The organism is Gordonia sp. LMA484, assembly GCF_058129505.1.
The window spans coordinates 799,712-822,839 of sequence record NZ_CM176700.1 but is presented as its reverse complement, the minus strand read 5'-3'; the positions used below and the strand labels follow the sequence as shown (position 1 = coordinate 822,839).

Here is a 23,128-nt window from a genome sequence, read left to right as displayed (position 1 = left end):
CACCCCTGTTCGGCGGCACCGAACTCAGCCGCGGCCGGTGTAGGACACGTCACAGCCGACTCCCGTTCCGACGCCGTGCGCCCGCACCGACGCGTACCTCCCCAGGGGCGAGTAGACATTTTCGAGATTCTGTTCACACGAAACGAGAACACGTTCTACAGTGGTCGCGTGGCCGAGACCGTGACGCAGCTCCTGCAGGAGCGTAGAGACGACGACAATCTGGCGATCACCTTCGAGGGTCGGCAGTGGTCGTGGCGCGAGTACATCGCCGACGCCGAACGCATGGCCTCGGCAGTGCTGGGACTCGCCGATCCCACGCGGCCGATGCACGTCGGAACGCTGCTCGGCAACACCCCGGACATGCTGCGTGCCCTCGCCGCGGGAGCGCTCGGCGGCTACGTCACCGTCGGCGTGAACAACACCCGGCGCGGCGACGGACTCGCCGCGGACATCGTGCGTGCGGACTGCCAGGTGCTCATCACCGACGCCCAGCACCGACTGCTGTTGGACGGGCTCGATCTCCCCGGAGTCACGGTTGTCGACACCTCGTCACCCGAGTGGACACAGTTGCTCGACACCGCTGGAGAGCTGGTGCCGTTCTCCGTGCCGACGGCCGCCGACACGTTCATGCTGATCTTCACCTCCGGCACCAGCGGTAATCCGAAGCCGGTTCGCTTCGCGCACATGATGATGCCGTTCGCGGGCCCCGTCCTGGTCGACAAGTACAGCATCGGCCCCGGCGACGTCTGCTACCTGTCGATGCCGCTGTTCCACTCGGCCGCACTGATGGGCGGATACTGTGTGGCGTTGTGCGGCGGTGCGGCCATCGCCCCGGCGAAGTTCTCCGCATCGACGTTCCTGGCCGACATCCGCCGCTATGGGGCGACGTACATGAATTATGTCGGCAAGCCCCTCGCGTACATTCTGGCCACCGAGGAGCAGCCCGACGACGCCGACAATCCCCTGCGCGTGGCGTTCGGCAACGAGGCCACCGACCGCGACATCAACGAGTTCTCACGACGCTTCGACTGCACCGTGTGGGACGGGTTCGGCTCCACCGAACTCGCGATCATCATCACCCGCGAACCCGGGACACCCGAAGGGTCGATCGGCAAGGGCTTTCCCAATGTGGCCGTGTACAACTCGGAGACACATACCGAATGTGCACGGGCCCAGTTCGACGAGACCGGGGCACTCGCCAACGCCGACGAAGCCATCGGCGAACTGGTCAACGTCGAGGGCGCCGGGATGTTCATGGGCTACTACAACGACGAGACGGCCACCAGCGAGCGGCTCCGTGACGGCATGTACTGGTCGGGTGACCTCGCCTACAAGGATGCCGACGACTGGATCTACCTCGCGGGCCGCACCGGTGACTGGATGAGGGTGGACGGGGAGAACATGGCCGCCGGACCCATCGAGCGAATCCTGTTGCGGCTCCCCGAGATCAACCGGGTGGCGGTCTACGCGGTCCCCGATGAGCATGTGGGCGATGCCGTGATGGCGGCCCTGGTCCTGCAGGATGATGCCACGCTCACGCCCGAGGCGCTGGCCGAACAGCTCGCCGCACAGGCGGACCTCTCCCCCAAGGCGTGGCCGCGGTTCGTCCGCATCGAGGATGACCTGCCCACGACGGCGACGAACAAGATCCTCAAGCGTGAGCTGAAGAAGGAGGGGGCGGTCGCGGGTGCGGGAACCCTCTGGGTGCGGGAGGCGCGGTCGACCGGGTATCGCGTGGCCGCCGCGTCCGCGGCGACGGTGTGATCCCCACACGGGTCGAAGACCTGACCGCAACGTGGCTCTGCGACCTGCTCAGACCCACGCACCCGGATGTGGAGATCGATTCCATGGCCGTGGAATCCGTCGGATCCGGTCAGATGGCCGGGTCCTTCCGGATAACGCCCGAGTACTCGACCGCCGGTTCGCTGCCGCAGACGATGGTCGCGAAGGTCGCCATCGGGGAACGCTCCCAGCGGGAGTTCGCGGCCGGAGTGTTCCGCAACGAGGTGCTCTTCTATCAGCGGATCGCGCCGACGGTCGCCATCCCGGTACCGCGTTGCCACGCGGCGGTGATCTCCGAGGACAACACCGAGTTCGCATTGTTACTCGAGGACATGGCGCCCGCCGTCCAAGGCGATCAGATCGCCGGCTGCAGCGCCCAGGAGGCCCGCGCGATCGCCGTCGCCGCAGCAGGGTTGCACGCGCCGCGGTGGTGCGACGAGACCCTGTTCGACGTGCCCGGCCTCACGTTGCCCAACCATGAGGATCGCGTCCTCATGGACTCCATCCTCGAACCGATGGCCGACCAGTTTCGGGCTCGATACAACCTCGCCGGACGGACAGCCGCGGCAATCGACTGGCTGGTGGCCGAGGCCGGCGACTGGCTCGAGCGCACACCACGGCACTACTCCCTGATCCACGGCGACCTGCGAATCGACAATGTCATGTTCGGCCCCGACGGGACGGTGACCGTCGTCGACTGGCAGACCATCACCGTCGGCAACCCGTTGCGCGACATCGCTTTTCTCCTGTCCACCAGCGTCGACGTGGAGACTCGCCGAACATGTGAGCGAGAGGTCGTCGGCGCCTATCACCAGGCACTGCTCGAGCGCGGCGTCGACGACTATCCGCTCTCGACGTGTTGGACCGACTACATCGACTCATTGATCCAGGCACCGATGATCATCGTGTTCGGTTGCGCTGCAGCGATGCCGACCGAACGCGGTGACCGGATGTTCATGACGATGCTGGAGCGCGCAGCCACGGCCATCGCCGACCTGACACCGGGTGCGCTGGGATGAAGTTGGTGATCGGCGGCACGGGCTTCCTCGGCTCGCGGGTCGTTCATCAATTGGTGGATGCGGGCGAAAAGGTGCGCGTGCTCGTGCGAGAGACCAGTGACACCCGCGCGATCGACGGGCTGGATGTCGAATTGATCGTCGGTGAGCTCGTCGACTCGGAAACCGTGGCCGCTGCACTGCGCGGCTGCGATGTGGTGTTCTACTGTGCGGTCGACACCCGTGCGTGGCTCCGTGATCCGGAACCCCTATACCGCACGAATGTCGATGCCCTGCGTGCAGTGCTCGATGTGGCCGTCGACGCAGGACTGCGTTCGTTCGTCTTCACGAGTTCGGTGGCGACCATCGGGCTGGTGAAAGGACGCCAGGCCACCGAGGACGACGAGTTCAACTGGGCCGATAAGGCACCGGACTATGTCAGGTCTCGTGTGACCGCCGAGAATCTGGTCCTGCGGTATGTGCGGGAGCGCGGGTTTCCGGCGACCGCGATGTGTGTGGCCAACACCTACGGTGCGGGTGACTGGCAGCCGACACCACACGGTTCGTTCGTCGCCGGTGCCGCACTGGGCAAGTTGCCCTTCACGGTTCGGGGTTGCCGCGCGGAATCGGTCGGTGTGGACGATGCGGCGAGAGCCCTGATCCTGGCCGCAGATCATGGACACGTGGGCGAGCGCTACATCGTGTCCGAGAGATTCATCGACCTCGGTGAGATCGTGTCGATCGCGGCGCGCAGCGCCGGACGGACGGCACCCCGCGTGGTCCTTCCGCTGCCGATCCTCTACCTGCTGGGGGCGGTGGGGTCGCTACGCGCCCGGTTCACCGCACGACCGACACGCCTGACGCTCACGTCAGTGCGGCTGATGCATCTCATGTCCCCGATGGACCACGGTAAGGCCGAGCAAGACCTGGGGTGGCATCCCCGACCGGTTGCCGACGCCGTCGGCGAAGGTGCGCGGTTCTGGGTCGACCGCGACGCAAACCGGCGGTCGGCCGGGCACCATCCGGTCCGCGAGCACCCTCGCGCGGAACCAGCAGAGCGTCACCACCCCGGCCCCTGACGGCCTCGCGTGGAACGAGCAATGCGCTACCCCCGATCCCTGAGGAGCCTCCGAGCCTGCGAGGATGCGTCACCGCCCGACCCCTGAGGAGCCTCGCGAGGAACGAGCGATGCGTCACCACCCGACCCCTGAGGAGCCTGGAAGCCTGCGAGGATGCGTCACCACCCGACCCCTGAGGAGCCTCCGAGCCTGCGAGGATGCGTCACCACCCGACCCCTGAGGAGCCTCCGAGCCTGCGAGGATGCGTCACGAAGGGCGACCCTTCGTGACGGTCCTCCGCTATCGCTCCGGACCTCCTCAGGGATCGTGTTGGGGGAAACTCTCCCCATACACCACGTCGGCCCGACATCACGTAGGCGGAACTCGCGAACGTCACCACCCGACCCCTGAGGAGCCTCGCGAGGAACGAGCGATGCGTCACCACCCGCCCCCTGAGGAGCCTCGCGAGGAACGAGCGATGCGTCACGAAGGGCCTCACCGCGGATACGTGACGATCTCCCGCCCCGTGCGCGGGTTCCTCCACGTGATGGTGCGGTCGACGTGCATGACCGGTATCCACAAACCCATGTGCTTGCGCTGATGATCCGGCCGGCACAGCGGTGCCAGGTTTTCGGGCACAGTCCAACCACCAACGTACGGGTCCGCACGCAGAAACTTCACGAGGTGATCAAGGTCGCATTCGTGAGCTGGTCTGCCGCAGTAGGGGTATCGACAGTACAGGTCCGACAACAGAATCTGCTCCCGCAACCGCGCCGACGGCGCATACGTCAGTGCACCCGGCGGTGGCAGGTCGTGGCCACCATGCCCGGACGGATCAACCGGGTGGGCCCGACCACGCTCGCCGACCACGATCCGCCCGGCCGTGCGGCGGTTCGGTTTGTCCGGCAACGTGATCAGCGTGGCGCGGTCGGCGAGGTCTGTGGCCATGGGAGGGTCGATCGCCCCGTAGCCACGTAGTCGGGGGACCTCGACGCCGACCTTGTCGAGCACCAGCGTCCAGGGCTTCGGGACGGGGGCGAGCGGGAACTCGGGTACACCGTCCGGCGCGGGCTCGTGCTCGAGCACCTGGTCTGGCACGGGATCAGGGTACGGCTCGCGATCGGGGTCCACCTCGCGATCGGATGCGGGGCGGGGATTGCGCTCAACGTCGTCGGCCGCCTGGTCACCCCCGGCTGAAGCGGCACTGTCGGAGAGGTTTTCATCTCTCGCCGCGTCGTCGCCGTCGGCGTGGTCGCTACGATCCTCGGAGTCGCCATCATCGGTGGGACCGTCGATATCGATTGCGTCGTCACCATCACGGTCATCGTCCCGGCCACAGTCGGGCCCGGGTGAGGAAGGCTCGGTCGGACCGGCCGGCCCAGAGGTAGGGTCAGTCGGCGCTCCACCATAGGGACAGTCATCGCCACCGCATCGGCAGGCCAGTCGCACACCCGGGGTGCCGATGAGTTCCGCCAACGCTTCGACCCGCTGTTGCCCCAAGGTGCGCGGATCCCGCCGACACAACCGCTCTTTTATCAGTGCGGCAATCCCCTCGCGCAGGAACACTCCATGCTCGGCCGGTACGCAGGCGTCGATGTTGGCGTGTCCGGAACTGTCGTTGGTGACCGTGACGTTCTGCCACGCCCGACCGAACTCCTTGCGCGCCTCGGCCGCACCCTCCGAATCCAGCCCGATCACCACCCCGGCCAACTCATCGCGCAACACCTTGTCCGTCGTCGGACGCGCCCCGTACTCCAGAGCGATATCCTCCATATCCATCACCGGCCCGAACTCGGCAGCGGCATCAGCGGCGTCAGCGTCGGCGGGATCGGCCGTGTCGGACGGATCACAGGTGGCCGCATCGGCATCACTATTGGTGTCGGCGTCACCTGCCCCCGCATCGCCCGTGGCATCGCAACCGGCATCCGACACATCCGTCGTGGGACTCGAATTACGCTGCATGACATCAGATGCCGCCTCAACCGAATGCACCAACTCCGACATCCGATTGGTACTGTACTCGCCGGCCAGATACGCCATCCTCAATTTGGCCATGTGCTGCAACGCCGATCCCAGGCGATACCACTTGCCGGCCTTGGTCCGCGACAGACCCAGCTGCACCGAAATCTCTCCGACTGCAGCCTTCTCCGCATGACGACGAACCTTCATCTCAGCAGCTGGACTCAGCCCCACCATCAAGTCATCGTGTACATTCTCACCAATCCGGAAGGCCAACAACACCGCTCGCGCCTCAGCCTGACGACTCAACAGCAGCGCAGCACGCGCCTCGGTGACCGCGTCCGCCGACCCGACCGAAGACAGAATCGCATCATCAACAACCGGATCCGAATAGGAGAACACGACCCCACCCTTCGTGATGCTCGCTCATCAGGAACGAACTTTCCGCGCCCGCAGGCGCTACGGAGACAGAACAGCAACGACATCAGCCCATCATCGAAAACACGGCCCGCGTTGGAAATTCAACTGACACCAGATTAACCACGGCCACCGACAGGAACGCTCGTCACCGACGGAGCTTGTGGATAGCCCCCATCACTTCCACTGGGTACAGAGTATCGGCTGCCACCGACAAGAATGGTTGCCGCGCAGACGTTTTCTCGCGCGCGGGGCCGCCCTTCGTGACGGCCCTCCGCTAGCGCTCCGGACCTCCTCAGGGATCGAAACGCACACCACCGCTAGCACTCCAATTGTCCTCAGGGATCGAAAGGCACACATCGCCGCTCCGGACTTCCGCAGGAATCGACATGCCTGAGGCATCGACTACGGAGGGAGCTTGCGAGCGTCTCACCTCGGTCCCTGAGGAGCGAGCTTGCGAGCGTCACGAAGGGCCGCCCTTCGTGACGGCCCTCCGCTAGCGCTCCGGACCTCCTCAGGGATCGAAGGGCACACACCGCCGCTGGCGCTCCGGACCTCCTCAGCCTGGATCTTTCATGTTTGTTTGGGGTGTTCGGCGTGGGAAATGCGAAAGTGCCTACCTGGCAAGGGATTATTGAATCTCCACAACACAATAATTCCTGGCAGAAAGGCACTTCGCAGGTGAAGCATAACCGCTATCCCCGTCTGGTTGTCGATGATCAACGCCGCGAGTCGCTGACGAGTTCGTCGGGGGCGTTGCTGCTGCGTGACGCGGCGCAGGTCGCGGGCCTGGACGAGGCGTTATCGGCGGCGTTGGCGCCGTGGACCTCGCCGCGGGCCACCCATGATCCGGGCCTGATGCTGCTGGATCTGGCGATCGCGTTGGCTCTGGGCGGTGACTGCGCGGCCGACGTGGCGATCGTGCGAGCCCAACCCGACCTGTTCGGGCCGGTGGCCTCGGATGCGACGTTCTCCCGGCTGATCAGCGTGTTGGCCGACGACCTGAGCACGGCGCTACCGGCGATCCGCGCCGCGCGTGCCGCGGCCCGCACCCGGGTATGGACGCGGGCGCGCCCGCTGGCCGGAACACCCGGCACCCGCGATGGGGGGCAGGTGATCGTCGATCTCGACGCCACCACCATCGGTGCGCATTCACTCAAAGAACACGCCCAACTGACCTACAAACGCCAGTTCGGGCATTCCCCGATGTGCGCGTTCGTCGATCACGGCCAGTACGGCACCGGCGAACCACTGATCATCGATCTACGCCGCGGCGGCGCCTCCCCACAAGGCGCCGACCTGCACATCAACACCACGACCGCCGCGCTGGCCCAACTGCCCGCCGCCGAACGCCCCCAGGTGCTGCTCCGCACCGACGCCGGCGGCTGTTCCAAAAAATTCCTCAGGTTCCTGCGCGCCGAGAAACTCGCGTACTCGATCGGGTTCACCCTCTACGACAACGTCAAAACCGCCATCGCCGCGCTGCCCGAGCAGGCCTGGCGCGATGCGTTCAACGGTGACGAACAACCCCGCAACGGCGCCCAGGTCGCCGAGCTCACCGACCTGATCGTCCCCGCCGCCGACCCCACCGACCCCTGGCCGGCCGGGATGCGCGTCATCGTGCGCCGCGAATACCCCGACCCCGGCGCCCAACTACGCCTGACCGACATCGACGGCCGCCGCTACACTGCGTTCGCCACCAACACCCGCGGCACCGGCTGGACCCTGCCGGTCCTGGAACTACGCCACCGCCAACGCGCCCGCGCCGAAGACCGCATCCGCAACCTCAAAGACACCGGCATGGCCAACCTGCCCTTCCACGAGTTCACCAAAAACCAGATCTGGCTCGAAATCGTCTGCCTGGCCGCCGAACTCTTGGCCTGGACCCAAACCCTATGCTGGCCCGAACACCACCCCGCGCGCCTCTTCGAACCCAAACGCATGCGCCTATGCATCCTCGCCGTGGCCGGACGCACCATCCACACCGGCCGACGCCACCTGCTACGACTACCCCGCGGCTGGCCCTACAACGACCTCATCTACCAGGGCTACACCGCCCTGCACGCCGCCTGACACACCACACAGCAGCCCCTGACCCTCAACCCAGGACCCGAAGAACCGGCGAACACCAGCGCCGGCGATCACCCACACCCACACCACACCAACCCCACACCCAGCCGCCGAAACCCCCAACCCACCACCACATGAAAGATCGAGGCTCAGGGATCGAAGGGCACGCACCGCCGCTGGCGCTCCGGACCTCGTCAGGGATCGAAGGGCACACCACCGCTAGCGCTCCGGACCTCCTCAGGGATCGAAAGGCACTCACCGCCGCTCCGGATGTCCTCAGGGATCGAAAAGCACACCACCGCCAACGCTGTCGCCCCGGAAACGAAAAGCAAACCACCGCAGACGATTCCGACACCTGGAGGAGGGTGATACGCACTCAGTCCAGGAGCTCGGCCAACTCCGCCAATGTGTAAGGCGCACTGTCCTTGTGATCGCGGTAGGCGATGAACGTCGCCTGCGCCGGTTCGTATCGACCGATGAATCCACCTGCGGCGGTGAACACCTGTCCCGAGATCCCCTTGGCGGCATCACTCGACAGGAAGACGTACAGGGAGGCCACGTACTCGGGCGGCGCCGGGTCCAACGCCGCATCCTTGGTCACGTCATCGAGGATTCCGCGACGGTGCAGGCTCTCGATATGTGCGACGAAATCGTCACCGGTGGACAGGCGCGACTTCGCGCCCGGCATGACCACATTCACGCGGACTCCCCGATCCGCCAGGTCAGCAGCCGCGGCGAGCGCGAGACTGTTCACCCCACCCTTGGCCGCCGGATAGCCACTGCCGCCGAACATGCCGAGCGATGCAGCGGAACCGGTCAACACGATCGACCCCGTCTCTTGCTCGGAGAAGACCCGCCCCGCTGCCTGCAGCAGGTGGAAAGCACTCATCAGATGTGCATCCATCTGCTCCCGAAAGTCCTGTGTCGAGATCGAGAGAATCGTCGACCCCGGCGGCTCCGCGATGCCTGCGCAGTTGATCGCGATGTCGAGCGCCCCGAACTCCGACAGTGCCGTGTCGACCAACTTCTGCGCCACTCCGTCTTCTCCCGCGGAGCCGACGATGCCTACCGCATACCCACCACCGCCGCGGATCTCGGTGACGGTGTCGTCCACCGCCACTGGATCGCGACCGTTCACCACGAGGGACACCCCTCGCCCGGCCAGTGCGTACGAGACCGCCAGGCCGATGCCGCGCGTCGCACCGGCGACCACCGCGACCCGCCCGGACAGGCTGAGATCCGGGGTCACCGAACCCGACCGCACGGGATCGTCAGTCATCAGACCCTGCTGCCCACCGGCGTGATCGGGATCGATCGACCGCGGTCGGCGAACTCGAAGGATGCGCCGGAACTGAACCGTGCCACCGCAACCTCACCGAACTCCTCGTGTGACGTCGCACCCAGCGACATGACGAACTCGATCGCATCGTCGACGTCGTCTGCCGACGCCACCGACCAGTGCGCATCGACGGCGGTGCCGATCGCCTGCAGAGGCTCGTGATGCTCTGTGCCCAACACCGTGACCCATCCGCCGTCGGTGACGGCATCGGAGACCTTCGGTACCCGCACCACCACGTCGTCGCCGCGCACCTCGGCACACACGCCGGTGTACTGCCACGGCCCGAGAACGGGGTGCAGGTTGATCACCGATGCCAAACCGGTGGCATCCGAGCCCAGACCGAGTGCCGCGCGTAGACGATCCGCGGCGAGGCCTGCGATTCCGGTCAACTGCTTGCGGAAGATCTCGCGGGCCTGCTCCTCGCTGTCGGCGTGCCTGCGCACCGACTTCAAGAATCCGAGCGACAACAGTTGATGCTGCAACGCAACTTCTTCGGCGATACGCGCCAGTGCCGACCGCGACCATTCCCGGAACTGCAGGTCGGCGACGAGCGGTCCACGGTAATCGCTGTGACCGCCTCCTGCCGTGACGTCTATCGGCGTGAGAACCAGGCGCCCGGCCGCGGATGTGAACATCTCGGCGGCGTCGGAGGGCAGCGGAAGCTCCTCGCGATCAGGCTCGATGGTCACCGTCCACTCGCAGTGCGGCATCCGGTCGGCCGGTCGACGCGGGGGCCGGTGGACCGGCCGGATACGGGCCCGCCGATTCGTCGCGATGGCCGTCGCGTCGAAGGTCGGGTCCTCGATGTCATGGCACATCGTGGTCACATACTCGTCACCCAGCGGCTCCACGTCCATCAACGCGCCACAGTGCCGCAGCAGGAACGAACCGTGGTATTTGTCGGTCACCTCGTACCGAAAGTCCATGAACTGTGGGGGTGCGCCGATGTCGAGCTGAAGACACTTGAACATGTCCTCCACACCGTCGCCGTCGATCCCGAGCGCGGCCCGCATCCGATGGGTGTACACCGGACTCGCCGCCATCCATTCCTCGATGGCGACCTGTCCCATCACCTCGCGGCCGAAGTCGCTGATCAGATGCGCCATCCCGCTGCGGTCGATCAGCTGCCCCGAGAGCAGCAGTTCCGGGACCAGGATGGCGAGTTGGTCCTGACTCAGGCCTTGATAGCCCGGGGCTGATTGAGTCATCGGTCAGATCACCAGAACTCGACCGGTGCTTTGCCGAACGGATACCACCCGGGCAGATCACCGGGCGCCGACTTCTCGATGCGCTTGAGCATGCCGTCGCTCATCGCATTGTTCTTCAGCATCTCGATGAACAGCGCGGAGACGTTTCCGAAGTCGAAGAAGTCCCGCTGCCAGGAGAACTGGAAGTTGCCGGCGTACTTGAACCAACTTCCCTGGATACCCTCGAGCGCGTAGTGGGTGCCGTCCTCACGCGTGCCCTGGTATACCTGCTTCCACAGCCCGATCATGTCGCCGGTCTGGTCGTCGATCACCCACGCCTGATAGGGGTACTCCCAGCCCTCGAGGCCTTCCATCTCCTGACCCAGGGCGAGCTCACGGATCTCGTCCCGACCCACCGCCATGAAGTCCTTTTCCGGACCGTAGTTCCATCCGTAGGTGGCGTCCTCGGTGTAGAACTCGGCGAGCGGCTTCCAGTCCCCGGCCTTTTCGGCCTCCACATTGGCATCGAGCCAACGGTGTTTCATCTCTTCCAATTCGGCACGATCAAAAGACATGTCACTCCACTTCATTCGTCATCGTCGACAATTTTCAGAGCTTGGGTCGGGCAGTACATCACCGCGGCCTCCACCTCGGTCCGCAGGCTCTCGTCGGGAGTCGCGTTCAGGATTTTCACGTGGTCCTTGTGCGCCTCGAAGACCTCGGGAGCCTCCATCTCGCACATCCCATGTCCCTGACATAAATCGAGATCCACTTCCACACGCATCAGCCCGACTCCGCCCCCGACCGCATCCGCCTCCGATAGCTGACCCGGCACGGCTGTTGCAGCTGCACCACCATCTTGGAGTGGTCGTTGCGGTAGGTCTCCGACGGCTGGAGCATCTCGAACTCGTAGTTCTGGAAGAGCACCGAGAAGATGGCCTTCAGCTGCATGATCGCGAACTGCGCACCGACGCAACGATGACGGCCGGCACCAAACGGTATCCACGTCCACCGATTGACCAGGTCCTCCTGACGAGGCTTGTCGTAGCGGTCCGGGTCGAATGTGTCCGGTGACGGGAAATCCTCCGGCAAACGGTTAGACACGGCCGGCGACACCGCGATCGACTGACCGGCCGTCACCTCGAAGTCCTCCACGTGGAAATCCTTCTGCACCACCCGCATCAAGACGATCAGGGGCGGATGCAGACGCAGGGCCTCCTTCAGCGAGTTCTCCAGCTGAGGCATCTGCCGCGTGTGGGCGAACGTGTACTCGGGCCGTTCTCCGGGTGGGGTGTCGCCGTAGATCTCGTCGAGCTCGTCGTACACCCGCGCCATGTAGTCGGGGTTGCGCAGCAACTCGATCAGCGTCCACGCCGCGGTCCCCGACGTCGTGTGATGCCCGGCGAACATCATCGAGATGAACATGCCGGTGATGGTGTTCGCGTCGAACCCGACCTGCACGAGCACGTCCATGAGATCGCGATCGGCCTTGTCCTCGGTCGGATTCGCGATCCGCTCATCCATGACTCCCTGGATGAACTCGACCAGCTCCGCGCGCGCCTCATCGCGCTTGCGGAAGCTCTCGATGTCGGCCTTGTAATCGACGTAGGCGATCGGGTCGGTGCCCTTCTCCAGATCATGGAACAGGTGCGCGATGTGACCGTTGAGGCGTTCCCGGAACTTCCGCCCGATCAGGCATGCCGACGACGTGTAGAGGGTGAGTTCGGCGAAGAACTCGAGCAGATCGATCTCTCCCTCGTCGCCCCAGTTCGCGATGATCCGCTCGACCTCGTTCGGAATCGTCACCGCGTGCTGCTTCATGTGCGCGCCCTTGAGCGCCGAGTTGTGGATCGCCTTCGAGCGTTCCTCCGGGCTGGTGTCGAACACGACGCCCTCGCCGAACACCGGTGTCATGAAGGGATATGCGGCGGCCTGGTCGAGATCCTCCTCGGGCGCCCGGAAGAACTCCTCGTTGGCGGCAGCCCCGGACACGAGAACCACCTCACGGTCGGCGAGTTGGAACTGCCCGACGTCACCGCACTCCTCCCGGACCCGCCAGAACAACCCGATCGGATCGGATGCCAGTTCATCGAGGTGGCCGTGCTCGCCGTCTCCCCCGGAGACGCGTTTGGGCTTGGTCAGTGCGGTCATCACTGCTCTCCTTCGGGCTGCTTGTCACGCTTCTTCAGAGCGCCCTCGGCCTCCACCTCGACCACACGCATGTGCGCCCCCCGCGGCATCGTCACGATGGCGGCGACCGCCTGCGCGATGTGTCCGGGCTCGAGGAAGTTGCCGTGTCGGGCCAATCCGTGCCTGATCCAGTCGTTGAGCATCAGCTCGGTGGTCTTCTGATCCAGATCCATGCCCATGCCGGTCAGGACCTGTCCGGGACGGATCACGCTGGCGCGCACGCCGGTCCCCTCCAGCTCCAACTGGGCTGTCGCGACCAGGCCGTCGATGCCGGCCTTCGCCGCCACATATGCCGATGACCAGGGCCGCGGATGAAGCACGACGTCGGAGCCGATGAACACGTAATCGCCACGGCCACGCTCGATCATTCCGGGAACCACCGCGCGATACAGCCGGTGGGCGCCGACCAGATGGATGTCGATCTGCGACGCGAATTCCTCAGGCTCCACCTCGTAGGACAGGCCGACGGCGAGGTCGCCGGCGCCGCTCACCACGATCTCCAAGTCCCCCAGCGCGGCCTGCGCTTTGGCAACACAGTCCTGCACCGACGTCCCGTCGGTGATGTCCAGCGGAACCGCTACGGCTTCGCCGCCGGCGGCGGTGATCTTGTCGGTCAGCTCCTGCAGCTTCTCCACCCGGCGCGCGGCCAGGGCAACGGGATAGCCTGCTGCGGCCAGGAATTCGGCGGTGGCCGCACCGATACCCGACGATGCACCGGCCACCAGCACCGGACGACGCTGCGGATGAGGGATGAATGCCATCAGCGCACCTGCACTTTCACGGGGAGTTCGGCGAATCCGCGGACGTTCACGGAGTGCACGCGGACGGCGTTGTCGATGTCGATGTCGAGGCTGCGGATCGATCGGGCCACCTCGGCCAGACCGATGTTGGACTCCAGGCGCGCCAGATGCGCACCGAGGCAGAAATGGGTTCCCATCCCGAAGCTCATCAGGGCCTGGCTGCAGTCCCGACCGATCTGATACCGGTCGGCATCGGCGCCGAACACGTCCTCGTCCCGGTTCGCCGAGCCGACCAGCAACAGCACCCGTTCGCCGGCCGGAATCGTGAGCCCTCCGTACTCGACGTCGGCGAGCACGCGCCGCAACACCATCTGGGTGGAGTTGTCGTAGCGCAGCGTCTCCTCCGTCCAATCCGCGACACAGTCCGGATCGGCGAGCGGCTTGGCCAGTTCGTCCGGGTTGCGCCAACCCCAATAGAGCGCATTGGCAAGGAGTTTGGTCGTCGTCTCGTTTCCCGCGACGACCATCAGGACCATGAACCCGACGATCTCGTCCTCGGTGAGGCGGATCTTCTCGCCCGTCTCGTCGTCGTCGATCTCCGCGGTGATCAACGCCGACACCAGATCGTCGCCGAGATTCTTGCGCCGATCGGCGATCAGCTCGGAGTAGTACTTGTGCAGTTCGATGTAGGCGTAGATTGCCGCTTCCGGGATGTCGAGCACACCCTCTTCCCGATGCAGCAACAGATCCGACTGGTGGCGCAGATGAGCGCGGTCCGGCTCGGGCACACCGAGCAGTTCCGACACGACGTCCATCGGCAACAGGCCGGCGAAGTCCGCGATGTAGTCGAACTCGCCCTTGTCCAGACACTTGCTCCAGTGCTGATGCGTCAATGCGGTGATCCGACCGGACAGGTCACCGACGCGGCGGGGCGTGAATCCCTTGGACACCAGCTTGCGGATGCGCATGTGCTTGGGGTCGTCCATGGCAAGGAACGACATCGACTTGTGTGCATCGGGACCGTAGGAGGACGGGTCCATCGACACACCCCAGCTGTTGGACAGCTGGACGCTGTCGCGGAATCCGGCCCGGACGTCCTCGTGACGGGCCAACGCCCAGAAGTCCATCGAGGCGTTGTGATAGACGGGCACCTCACGCCGCAGCCGCTCGTACGTCGGATACGGATCCTCGTGGAAATCATAGGCATACGGGTCGAACGGGACGAGATGTTCCATCCCCGTTCCCGTGGCGGTTTCGGTCATCACTTCTCCATCAGTAGATGTGCAGCTGCGACAAGACGTTCCGAGGTCTGCTCGTATGTCATGTGTCCCATTCCCGCGTGCACCAGACCGCCGGCGTAGATCATCTCCAGGGCGTCGAGCAATGGCCCCGGGTTCTCCGGATCAGCCTCCAGCGCCTCGGCGAGCCGACGCCGGATGAAGCCGCCGATCCGCAACCGCAGATGCTCGACGTCCGGGTCGGTCCCCAACAGCGCCATCGTGACCGCACCGCCGAGCTGCCCCTGGCCGGCGACCACCATCGACACCTCGCGCAACACCTGGGCGACGCGTTCGGTCGGCGCCATCGACAGGTCCGGCTCGGCGACCCCCGAGCTGAGCCGACGCCAGAACACCTCCGCGACCAGGTGACTCTTCGATGAGAAATAGGTGTACGCAGTCGCGGGCGCCACGCCGGCGAGCTTGGCCACACCACGCACCGTGAGGCCGTCGAACCCGACGTCGTTCAGCACGTCCACCGCCGCGTCGGTGAGCCTGCCGACCGTCTCGGCCTGCTGCTGGGTGAGCCTGCGGCGGGTGGATTCCTGAGATACGGGACTGGACATGTGAGCGAGGCTACACTAGGTTTGAACTTGAGTCCAGACACCTGTCCAGATGGAGTTCCAGACAATGGCCCTACGCCCCGAATCGTCGTCCGAGTTACTGATCGACGGCAAACTCATCCCCGGAAGTGGCGGCACCTTCGATGTCGTGAACCCGGCCACCGAAGACGTTCTCGGGAAGGCCGCCGACGGCACCACCGAAGACATGGACGCCGCCATCGCCGCCGCACGCCGGGCCTTCGACACCACCGACTGGTCGCGCGACCACGCCTTCCGAGCACGATGCCTGCGTCAGTTGCGCGACGCGCTACTCGCCCACGGCGATGAACTCCGTGAGCTGACCATCGCCGAGGTCGGCGCTCCGGCATTCCTGACCACCGGGCCCCAGTTCGAGGGGCCGGTCACCGACCTCGGCTGGTTCGCCGACCTCGCCGAGAGCTATGCCTGGACCACCGACCTCGGCATGGCGAAACCGATGGGCCTCAAGAACAACCGGGAGATCCGCAAGGAGGCGGCAGGCGTCGTCGGCGCCATCACGCCGTGGAACTTCCCGCACCAGATCAACTTCGCCAAGATCGGTCCGGCGCTGGCCGCGGGCTGCACCGTCGTCCTCAAACCGGCACCCGATACGCCATGGTGTGCCGCGCTCGTCGGCAAGGTCATCGCGGAGGAGACGGACTTCCCGCCCGGCGTGATCAACATCGTGACCTCGAGCGATCATGCTGTGGGTGCGCAACTGTCGACGGACCCGCGGGTGGACGTCATCTCGTTCACCGGCTCGACCGCCACCGGCAAGAGGGTGATGGCCGGCGCCGCCGAGTCGCTCAAGCGCGTCTTCCTCGAACTCGGCGGGAAGTCGGCGTTCATCGTTCTCGACGATGCCGATCTGGCGTCGGCCTGTGCGATGGCCGCATTCAACGTCGTCACCCACGCCGGACAGGGCTGCGCGATCACCACTCGGCTTCTGGTGCCGCGAGAGAAACTGGCCGAGGCCGTCACCGCGACCAAGGACGCTCTCGCGGGCCTGGCCCCCGGCGACCCGAGAGATGCCGGAACGATCTGCGGCCCACTGATCTCCGCAATTCAGCGCGATCGGGTCGAGTCCTACATCGCACTGGCGAAAACCGAGGGCGGCACGATCGAGATCGGCGGTGGCAGGCCCGCCGACAAGGACAAGGGCTTCTACGTGGAGCCGACGCTGATCTCCGGGCTGGACAACTCCGCGCGCGTCGCGCAGGAGGAGATCTTCGGCCCGGTGCTGGTGATCCTCCCCCACGACGGCGACGATGACGCCATCCGCATCGCCAACGACTCCCCCTACGGTTTGTCGGGAGCGGTGTGGGGCACCGATCCCGATCGGATCAACAAGGTGGTCAACGGGGTTCGTACCGGCACCATGGGCATCAACGGTGGTATCTGGTACTCCGCCGACGTCCCGTTCGGCGGCTACAAACAGTCCGGCATAGGTCGCGAGATGGGCCTCGCCGGGTTCGAGGAGTACCTCGAGACGAAGGCGGTGGCGACCCCGGCATGAGAGTTCGACGATGGCGAGTGATCTCGATACGGCGCCTCGCCTAGCGGCTCGGCACCTACTCGATCAGCAACGGGACCCCCTCCCTGGTCGACCCGATCAGCAAGAACCCACCTCGCTGGTTGAGTAGCGGCGAGCCGCTAGGCGAGACGCGTATCGAAACCACGTACCACCCGGAATCAACAGCAACAGAAGGTACACATGACTTCCGAACGTTTCCAGAACAAGACCATCATCGTGACCGGCGCCGCGGGCGGCATCGGTGAGGGCTATGCCCGCGGTCTGGCCGCCGAGGGCGCCAACGTCGTCGTCGCCGACGTCAACGACGAGCTGGGCAAGCAGGTCGCCGCCGACATCGGCGGCCTGTACGTGCACACCGACGTCGCAGACGAACAGTCCGCCAAGGATCTCGCCGCCGCCACCGTCGAGGAGTACGGCACCGTCCACGGACTGGTCAACAACGCCGCGATCTACGGCGGCATGAAACTCGACTTCCTGATCACCGTGCCGTGGGACTACTACAAGAAGTTCATGAGCGTGAACCTCGACGGCGCACTCAACGTGACCCGCGCCGTCTATCCGCACATGACCTCCGGCGGCGCGATCGTCAACCAGTCCTCCACCGCCGCTTGGCTCTACAGCGGCTTCTACGGACTGGCCAAGGTCGGCATCAACGGCTTGACCCAGCAGCTCGCCACCGAGCTCGGTGGGCAGAACATCCGCGTCAACGCGATCGCCCCCGGCCCGATCGACACCGAGGCCACCCGGTCGACCACGCCCAAGGAGATGGTCGCCGACATCGTCAACCGGTTGCCGCTCAAGCGGTTCGGCACCCCGGACGACCTGGTCGGCATGTGCAAGTTCCTGCTGTCCGACGAGGCAGGCTGGATCACCGGACAGATCTTCAACGTCGACGGCGGACAGGTCATCCGGTCATGAGTGACGCCTCCCCCGCCAAACCGGTACGCCTCGGCTACGTGGGACTCGGCAACATCGGTGGCCCGATGGCGGGACGCCTGGCCAAGTGGCCCGGTGGCCTCAACGTGTTCGACCTGTCCGACGAGGCGGTCGCCAAGATCGTCGACCAGGGTGCGACTGCTGCCCCATCCCTGACCGACCTCGCCGCGAACTCCGACATCATCGGCATCTGCGTGCTGAACGACGAGCAGGTCCGCACCGTCGTGGCCGGCGACGACGGCCTCTTGAGCGCCGCGGCGCCGGGCACCATCATCACCGTCCATTCGACCATCGGCCCGCAGACAGCGATCGATCTCGCCGAAATCTGCGCCCGCCGCGGCGTCACCTTGCTCGACGCGCCGATCTCCGGTGGCGCCGCCGGTGCCGAACAGGGACGACTGGCCATCATGGTCGGCGGCGATCGCGCCTCCTACGACCGACTCGAAGAGCCGTTCGGACTCGTCGCGGGGATGCTGGTGCACGCCGGCGACGATGTCGGCGCCGGGACGAAGATGAAACTCGCCCGCAACCTGCTGCACTTCATCTCGTTCACGGCGGCGGCGGAGGCGTCCAAGCTGGCGGAGGCAGCCGGGATCAGCATCACCAAGTTGGGCAAGGTCGTTCGGCACACCGACGCGATCACCGGGGGTGCCGGCTCGATCATCCTGCGCGACACCACGGCCGAGATCGCACCCGACGATTTCTGGTATGACGTGTTGGTACCGGTTCGCGGACTCGGCGAGAAGGATCTGTCACTGGCTCTCGAACTGGGACGCGAACTCTCGGTCGACCTACCGCTCGGCGAGATCGCGCTCCGCGATTTCGCCGCCGGACTGGGTGTGCCGCACCACGAAGGAGAAGACGCATGACCGCAGCCGACGAAACCACCAGCGAGCAACGCCAAAAGGGCCTCGACATGATGTCGAAGGTCTACGGCTGGGAGATGTCCGACGGACCGGGCGACTTCTTCGCGCACACCGCCGATCAGGTGTTCGGCGAGGTCTGGACGCGGCCGGGCCTCTCGGTCCGCGACCGGCGACTTCTTCTCCTCGGCGCTCTCGCGCAAGCCGGTCAGATCGACGTCGCCGAGATCCAGGCGAGCGCCGCCATCGGCAACGGTGAACTGAGTGCCGAGGAACTCGAAGAGATCAGCCTGTTCCTCTGCTACTACGTCGGCTGGCCGCTGGGTACCAAGATGCATTTCATGTTCGGCGACGTCATCTCCAAACACCAGAAGAAGCAGAAGTGACGTCGACGGTCGGGTTCACCGAGGTGACCGGGGGCGGCGGCTGCTCGATTGTCAGCGCCACCCCGGGACCTGACCTGTCCGCCAACGGTTTCCAGGAGAACGAATACGCGGCAGACGGTGTCGCCACGCGGTACACGGCCGACGGGGCTCGGACGATCTCCCCACACGGTGAGGACAAGTTCACCACCCGCGTGCTCGTGCGGAGACCCCGAAGCGACGCCGATTTCAACGGCACCGTCGTCGTCGAATGGCTCAATGTCAGCAGCGGATCCGATGCCGCACCCGAATACACCTATCTGGCCGAAGAACTCGTCCGCGGCGGGTACGCCTGGGCGGGCGTGTCCGCCCAGTACACCGGGGTGATGGGCGGCCCTCCGTCCGTCGACGGGCTCGACGGAACCACGACCCGTGGCCTGGTCGCCCATGACGCCCACCGCTATGCGGGGATGCACCACCCGGGGGACGCCTACAGCTACGACATCTTCTCCTCGATCGGGGGGTCGCTACGCTCGACCGGCGAGTCGTCGGGTGTCGATCATCCGCTGCGCGGCTTGTCTGTTCGCCGCCTGCTCGGAGTGGGCGAGTCACAGTCGGCGATGGCGCTGACGACCTATGCCAATCACTTCGCCGCCGAACACCGCGTGTTCGACGGCCTGCTCATCCACAGCCGGGCGGCCGCCGGGCTACCTCTGGGCGATGTCGGTACAGCGGTCGACGTCGACGCCGTGTTCGCCGATGAGCCGGTGACGATCCGAACCGATCTGGAGATCCCGGTGTTCGTCGTGCAGACCGAAACCGATGTCCTGACGAACTTCAGGTTTCATCGAGCACGCCAACCCGACACGGATCGCCTGCGCATCTGGGAGATCGCCGGCACGGCACACGCCGACCTGCATCAGATCGGCCCATACGAACACATGCTCGGCTGCCCGACGCCGGTCAACCGCGGCCAGCAGCGCCTCGTACTGAGGGCGGCACTGCATCACCTCCGCCACTGGGCCGACGGCGGCGCCCCACCGCCTGTCGCGCAACCGCTGGAAGTCGTCGATTCGATGACTCGTCCGCTATTCGCCGTCGACGAGTTCGGGAATGTTCGCGGGGGTGTCCGCACACCCTGTGTGGAGGCACCGACCGAGGTGCTGAGCGGAATCGTCGGCGACGACGTCCCCCGCATCTGCGTGTTGTTCGGCTCCACCACCCCGATCCCGCCGGAACGCCTCACCGCCCACTATCGCGATCGCGATGACTATGACCGGCGGTACCGTGCGGCGACCGCAACAGCCGTAGAGAGCGGATTCATCCTGCCCGCGGATCGCGACGAGGCATTGTCCGACGCACGACACGACCTCATTCCCGACTGACGCGCCGCAGGAAACGAGACGCCATGCACTTCACCCTCGAGGACATCACCACCGAGGAGTTCGAACGTCGCAAAGCCCTGTACGGCCCGCTGGCCGACTCGGTCCGGGAACTGATCGACGCGGTGATCCGCACCGAGGTCGACGATTCGACCATCCGCGAGGCCCACCGACAGATCTCCGCCGTGGTGGAATCGTTGCGTGCCAAGCAGATCGACGGCGCGTTCGGTGTGCGCCACACCGCCGACAAATTGGGCATGCCATGGGGAAACGCGGTGATCGGACTGCGCAACGCGATCGCGCCGCCCCTGCGTGGCACGCGGCATCGGGACGGACTGGTCACCACCGATTTCACCCTGGGCGCGGCCTATGAGGGGCCGCCCGGGTGCGTGCACGGCGGGGTGTGCGCGATGGTCCTCGACCACGTGCTGGGCCAGGCGAGCAGTGCCGACGACGTGCCCTGCTACACGGGCACCATTTCGGTCAGATATCTCCGGCCGACGCCGCTGGGGCCGCTGCATGCCCGGGCGATCATCGTCGAACGGGACGGCCGTAAGAAGATCGTGCGCGGATCGCTGTCCGACGCCGACGGGGAGACGGTGACCGCGGAGGGAACCTTCATCGTGCCGAAGGACTGGGCGGGTGTCATGCCCGATCAGAGCATCGGCGCGATCGCGGGCCCGGCATCATCAGAGGGTTCGTGATCGACATGCTCCATCGCAGTCACAGATGCCCGTAGTAGCGTGGATCCGGTGAACAGCGCTGTTCCCGATCGATCCTCGCCTGCGGCCGCGGCCCTGCCCGAACCCTTCAGTTCGGCTGAAGCCGATCAGGTCCGGCGAACATGGCAACGACTCGGGCTGCCCGGACTGCTCGACGTACACACCCATTTCATGCCGAAGTCCGTGATGGACAAGGTGTGGGGATACTTCGACTCGGCGGGACCGCTGATCGGCCGGGAGTGGCCGATCGCCTATCGTGCCGACGAGGACGTGCGCGTGTCGGCCCTGCAGGAGTTCGGGGTGCGTGCCTACTCGTCGCTGGTGTACCCACACAAACCTGACATGGCCGAATGGCTGAACGGTTGGGCGGCGGACTTCGCCGCACATCACCCGGATTGCCTGCACACCGCCACCTTCTATCCGGAGGAGTCGGCGCCGGAATACGTTTCGAAGGCCATTCAGCACGGAACACAGGTCTTCAAATGCCACATCCAGGTCGGCGACTTCTCACCGCTCGATTCGCTGCTCGACGGGGTCTGGGCGCAGATCGCCGACAGCCAAGTCCCGGTGATCATCCATTGCGGCTCGGGCCCCGCACCCGGCACCCACACCGGACCGGAGCCGATCGCCACCCTGCTCCATCGCTTTCCGTCGTTGCCGCTGATCATCGCGCACATGGGCACGCCCGAGTATGTCGAGTTCCTCGACCTCGCCGAGCGTTATCCCAACGTCAGATTCGACACGACCATGTCGTTCACCGACTTCTCCGAGGAAGGCGCCCCGTTCCCGACGGCTGAGCTGCCCCGGCTGCGGGACCTCGGTGACCGCATCCTGTTCGGCAGCGACTACCCGAACATCCCGTACCCGTACACGCATGCTCTCGAAGCGCTCGAGCGCCTCGAGCTCGGGGACGACTGGCTGCGCGGCGCGTTCTACGGCAATGCCGCGGGGTTGTTCGGGATCGACGGCGCGGCCGACTCTCACAACACCTGAGACAGGAAGGCGCGCAACCGTTCCGATTCTGCGGCGTCGAAGATCTGTTCGGGCTTGCCCGTTTCCACCACGACACCGTGGTCCATGAACACCACGTGATCGGACACGTCACGGGCGTATCCCATCTCGTGGGTGACGACGACCATCGTCATGCCTTCGGTGGCGAGGTCGGCCATCAGTGCCAGCACGCCTTTGACGAGCTCCGGGTCCAGTGCCGAGGTCGCCTCGTCGAAGAACATGACCTGCGGTTCCATCGCCAGTGCGCGCGCTATGGCCACGCGTTGCTGCTGGCCACCGGACAGGTTCCCGGGACGCGCCGACGCCTTGTTCGTGAGGCCGACGATCTCGAGCTGCGCCATCGCGACCGCTCGTGCGTCGTCCTTGCTCAGGCCCCGCAGTTTTCGGGGACCCAGCGCGATGTTGTCCACCACCGTCTTGTGCGGGAACAGGTTGAAGTGCTGGAACACCATCCCGATCCGGCGCCGCAGTTCGTCGGGATTGTCGTCGAGCACCGAACGGCCGTCGAGGAGGATGTCGCCCTGATCGGGCTCGTGCAGTCGGTTGAGCACACGCAGCAGCGTCGACTTCCCGGAACCGGACGGCCCGATGACGGTCGTCGTGGTACCCGCGTCGACCTGGATGTCGACGCCGCGCAACACGTGATTCTTGCCGAACGACAGGTGCAGGTCGTGGCCGGTCAGAGAGACCGCCTGGCGCGCTGTGGTGGTGGTGTCGGCCATG

The 23,128-nt window shown here is 65.6% G+C and carries 21 protein-coding genes; 11 read left to right on the top strand and 10 right to left on the bottom strand.

Annotation, left to right across the window (positions count from 1 at the left end):
• Positions 1-168 precede the first annotated feature (168 nt).
• Genes fadD1 through AC4AMJ_RS03660 form a run of 3 tightly spaced genes read left to right on the top strand, consistent with a single transcriptional unit; the run spans position 169 to position 3,856 of the window.
• On the top strand, positions 169-1,764 hold the full coding sequence (fadD1, locus tag AC4AMJ_RS03670) for a fatty-acid--CoA ligase FadD1 (protein ID WP_489917281.1): 1,596 nt from the start codon (positions 169-171) through the stop codon (positions 1,762-1,764).
• On the top strand, positions 1,761-2,801 hold the full coding sequence (locus AC4AMJ_RS03665; protein WP_489917280.1) for a phosphotransferase: 1,041 nt from the start codon (positions 1,761-1,763) through the stop codon (positions 2,799-2,801). The genes fadD1 and AC4AMJ_RS03665 overlap by 4 nt, the downstream gene beginning before the upstream one ends.
• Entirely contained in the window at positions 2,798-3,856 is a 1,059-nt protein-coding gene (locus AC4AMJ_RS03660; protein ID WP_489917279.1) for an NAD-dependent epimerase/dehydratase family protein, read from the top strand. Before AC4AMJ_RS03665 ends, AC4AMJ_RS03660 begins: the two co-directional genes overlap by 4 nt.
• A 474-nt stretch (positions 3,857-4,330) precedes the next feature.
• On the opposite strand, the gene AC4AMJ_RS03655 is transcribed toward AC4AMJ_RS03660, so the two are convergent.
• On the bottom strand, positions 4,331-6,004 hold the full coding sequence (locus AC4AMJ_RS03655) for an HNH endonuclease signature motif containing protein (RefSeq protein ID WP_489917278.1): 1,674 nt from the start codon (positions 6,002-6,004) through the stop codon (positions 4,331-4,333).
• Positions 6,005-6,892: 888 nt separating this feature from the next.
• Here AC4AMJ_RS03655 and AC4AMJ_RS03650 point away from each other — a divergent pair.
• The gene (locus tag AC4AMJ_RS03650) at positions 6,893-8,284 is read left to right on the top strand and encodes an IS1380 family transposase (protein WP_489897037.1); all 1,392 of its coding nucleotides are present in this window, start codon (positions 6,893-6,895) and stop codon (positions 8,282-8,284) included.
• Positions 8,285-8,657: 373 nt separating this feature from the next.
• Here AC4AMJ_RS03650 and AC4AMJ_RS03645 read toward each other — a convergent pair whose 3' ends face one another.
• From AC4AMJ_RS03645 to AC4AMJ_RS03610, 8 genes are read right to left on the bottom strand one after another with little or no spacing between them, the layout of a single operon-like run.
• Positions 8,658-9,560, bottom strand: coding sequence for an SDR family NAD(P)-dependent oxidoreductase (locus AC4AMJ_RS03645; protein WP_489917277.1), 903 nt, complete (start codon positions 9,558-9,560; stop codon positions 8,658-8,660).
• Entirely contained in the window at positions 9,560-10,828 is a 1,269-nt protein-coding gene (locus AC4AMJ_RS03640) for a hypothetical protein (RefSeq protein ID WP_489896924.1), read from the bottom strand. Before AC4AMJ_RS03640 ends, AC4AMJ_RS03645 begins: the two co-directional genes overlap by 1 nt.
• A gap of 8 nt (positions 10,829-10,836) precedes the next feature.
• Positions 10,837-11,382 carry a Cif family virulence factor gene (locus AC4AMJ_RS03635; RefSeq protein ID WP_489917276.1) on the bottom strand — a complete coding sequence of 182 codons (546 nt, stop codon included), beginning with the start codon at positions 11,380-11,382 and terminating at the stop codon, positions 10,837-10,839.
• Between the two features lie 11 nt (positions 11,383-11,393).
• Positions 11,394-11,591, bottom strand: coding sequence for a ferredoxin (locus AC4AMJ_RS03630; protein WP_489896926.1), 198 nt, complete (start codon positions 11,589-11,591; stop codon positions 11,394-11,396).
• Positions 11,591-12,958 carry a cytochrome P450 gene (locus AC4AMJ_RS03625; RefSeq protein ID WP_489896927.1) on the bottom strand — a complete coding sequence of 456 codons (1,368 nt, stop codon included), beginning with the start codon at positions 12,956-12,958 and terminating at the stop codon, positions 11,591-11,593. The genes AC4AMJ_RS03630 and AC4AMJ_RS03625 overlap by 1 nt, the downstream gene beginning before the upstream one ends.
• Positions 12,958-13,758, bottom strand: coding sequence for an SDR family oxidoreductase (locus AC4AMJ_RS03620; RefSeq protein WP_489917275.1), 801 nt, complete (start codon positions 13,756-13,758; stop codon positions 12,958-12,960). Before AC4AMJ_RS03620 ends, AC4AMJ_RS03625 begins: the two co-directional genes overlap by 1 nt.
• Positions 13,758-14,999: a cytochrome P450 gene (locus tag AC4AMJ_RS03615; RefSeq protein WP_489917274.1), complete on the bottom strand. Its 1,242-nt coding sequence runs from the start codon at positions 14,997-14,999 to the stop codon at positions 13,758-13,760. The genes AC4AMJ_RS03620 and AC4AMJ_RS03615 overlap by 1 nt, the downstream gene beginning before the upstream one ends.
• Positions 14,999-15,580, bottom strand: coding sequence for a TetR/AcrR family transcriptional regulator (locus tag AC4AMJ_RS03610; RefSeq protein WP_489917273.1), 582 nt, complete (start codon positions 15,578-15,580; stop codon positions 14,999-15,001). The genes AC4AMJ_RS03615 and AC4AMJ_RS03610 overlap by 1 nt, the downstream gene beginning before the upstream one ends.
• 64 nt (positions 15,581-15,644) lie before the next feature.
• On the opposite strand from AC4AMJ_RS03610, the gene AC4AMJ_RS03605 reads away from it, so the two are divergent.
• The 7 genes from AC4AMJ_RS03605 to AC4AMJ_RS03575 all read left to right on the top strand — a co-directional run bounded on the left by AC4AMJ_RS03605 (position 15,645) and on the right by AC4AMJ_RS03575 (position 22,387).
• Positions 15,645-17,111 (top strand): aldehyde dehydrogenase, encoded by a 1,467-nt coding sequence (locus tag AC4AMJ_RS03605; protein WP_489918368.1) that lies wholly within the window; start codon positions 15,645-15,647, stop codon positions 17,109-17,111.
• A 198-nt stretch (positions 17,112-17,309) separates the two neighbouring features.
• A complete protein-coding gene (locus tag AC4AMJ_RS03600) occupies positions 17,310-18,047 on the top strand; it encodes an SDR family oxidoreductase (RefSeq protein ID WP_489896931.1) in 738 nt (245 codons plus the stop codon).
• Positions 18,044-18,934 carry an NAD(P)-dependent oxidoreductase gene (locus tag AC4AMJ_RS03595; protein ID WP_489917272.1) on the top strand — a complete coding sequence of 297 codons (891 nt, stop codon included), beginning with the start codon at positions 18,044-18,046 and terminating at the stop codon, positions 18,932-18,934. Before AC4AMJ_RS03600 ends, AC4AMJ_RS03595 begins: the two co-directional genes overlap by 4 nt.
• Positions 18,931-19,314 carry a carboxymuconolactone decarboxylase family protein gene (locus AC4AMJ_RS03590; protein WP_489896933.1) on the top strand — a complete coding sequence of 128 codons (384 nt, stop codon included), beginning with the start codon at positions 18,931-18,933 and terminating at the stop codon, positions 19,312-19,314. Before AC4AMJ_RS03595 ends, AC4AMJ_RS03590 begins: the two co-directional genes overlap by 4 nt.
• Positions 19,311-20,675: an alpha/beta hydrolase domain-containing protein gene (locus tag AC4AMJ_RS03585; RefSeq protein ID WP_489917271.1), complete on the top strand. Its 1,365-nt coding sequence runs from the start codon at positions 19,311-19,313 to the stop codon at positions 20,673-20,675. The genes AC4AMJ_RS03590 and AC4AMJ_RS03585 overlap by 4 nt, the downstream gene beginning before the upstream one ends.
• 23 nt (positions 20,676-20,698) lie before the next feature.
• Complete coding sequence (locus AC4AMJ_RS03580; protein ID WP_489917270.1) at positions 20,699-21,376, top strand: PaaI family thioesterase; 678 nt, start codon at positions 20,699-20,701, stop codon at positions 21,374-21,376.
• 48 nt (positions 21,377-21,424) lie between these two features.
• Positions 21,425-22,387, top strand: a complete 963-nt coding sequence (locus AC4AMJ_RS03575) for an amidohydrolase family protein (protein WP_489917269.1) — start codon at positions 21,425-21,427, stop codon at positions 22,385-22,387.
• On the opposite strand, the gene AC4AMJ_RS03570 is transcribed toward AC4AMJ_RS03575, so the two are convergent.
• Positions 22,375-23,127 carry an amino acid ABC transporter ATP-binding protein gene (locus AC4AMJ_RS03570; protein ID WP_489896937.1) on the bottom strand — a complete coding sequence of 251 codons (753 nt, stop codon included), beginning with the start codon at positions 23,125-23,127 and terminating at the stop codon, positions 22,375-22,377. The genes AC4AMJ_RS03575 and AC4AMJ_RS03570 overlap by 13 nt on opposite strands.
• Position 23,128: the final 1 nt, after the last annotated feature.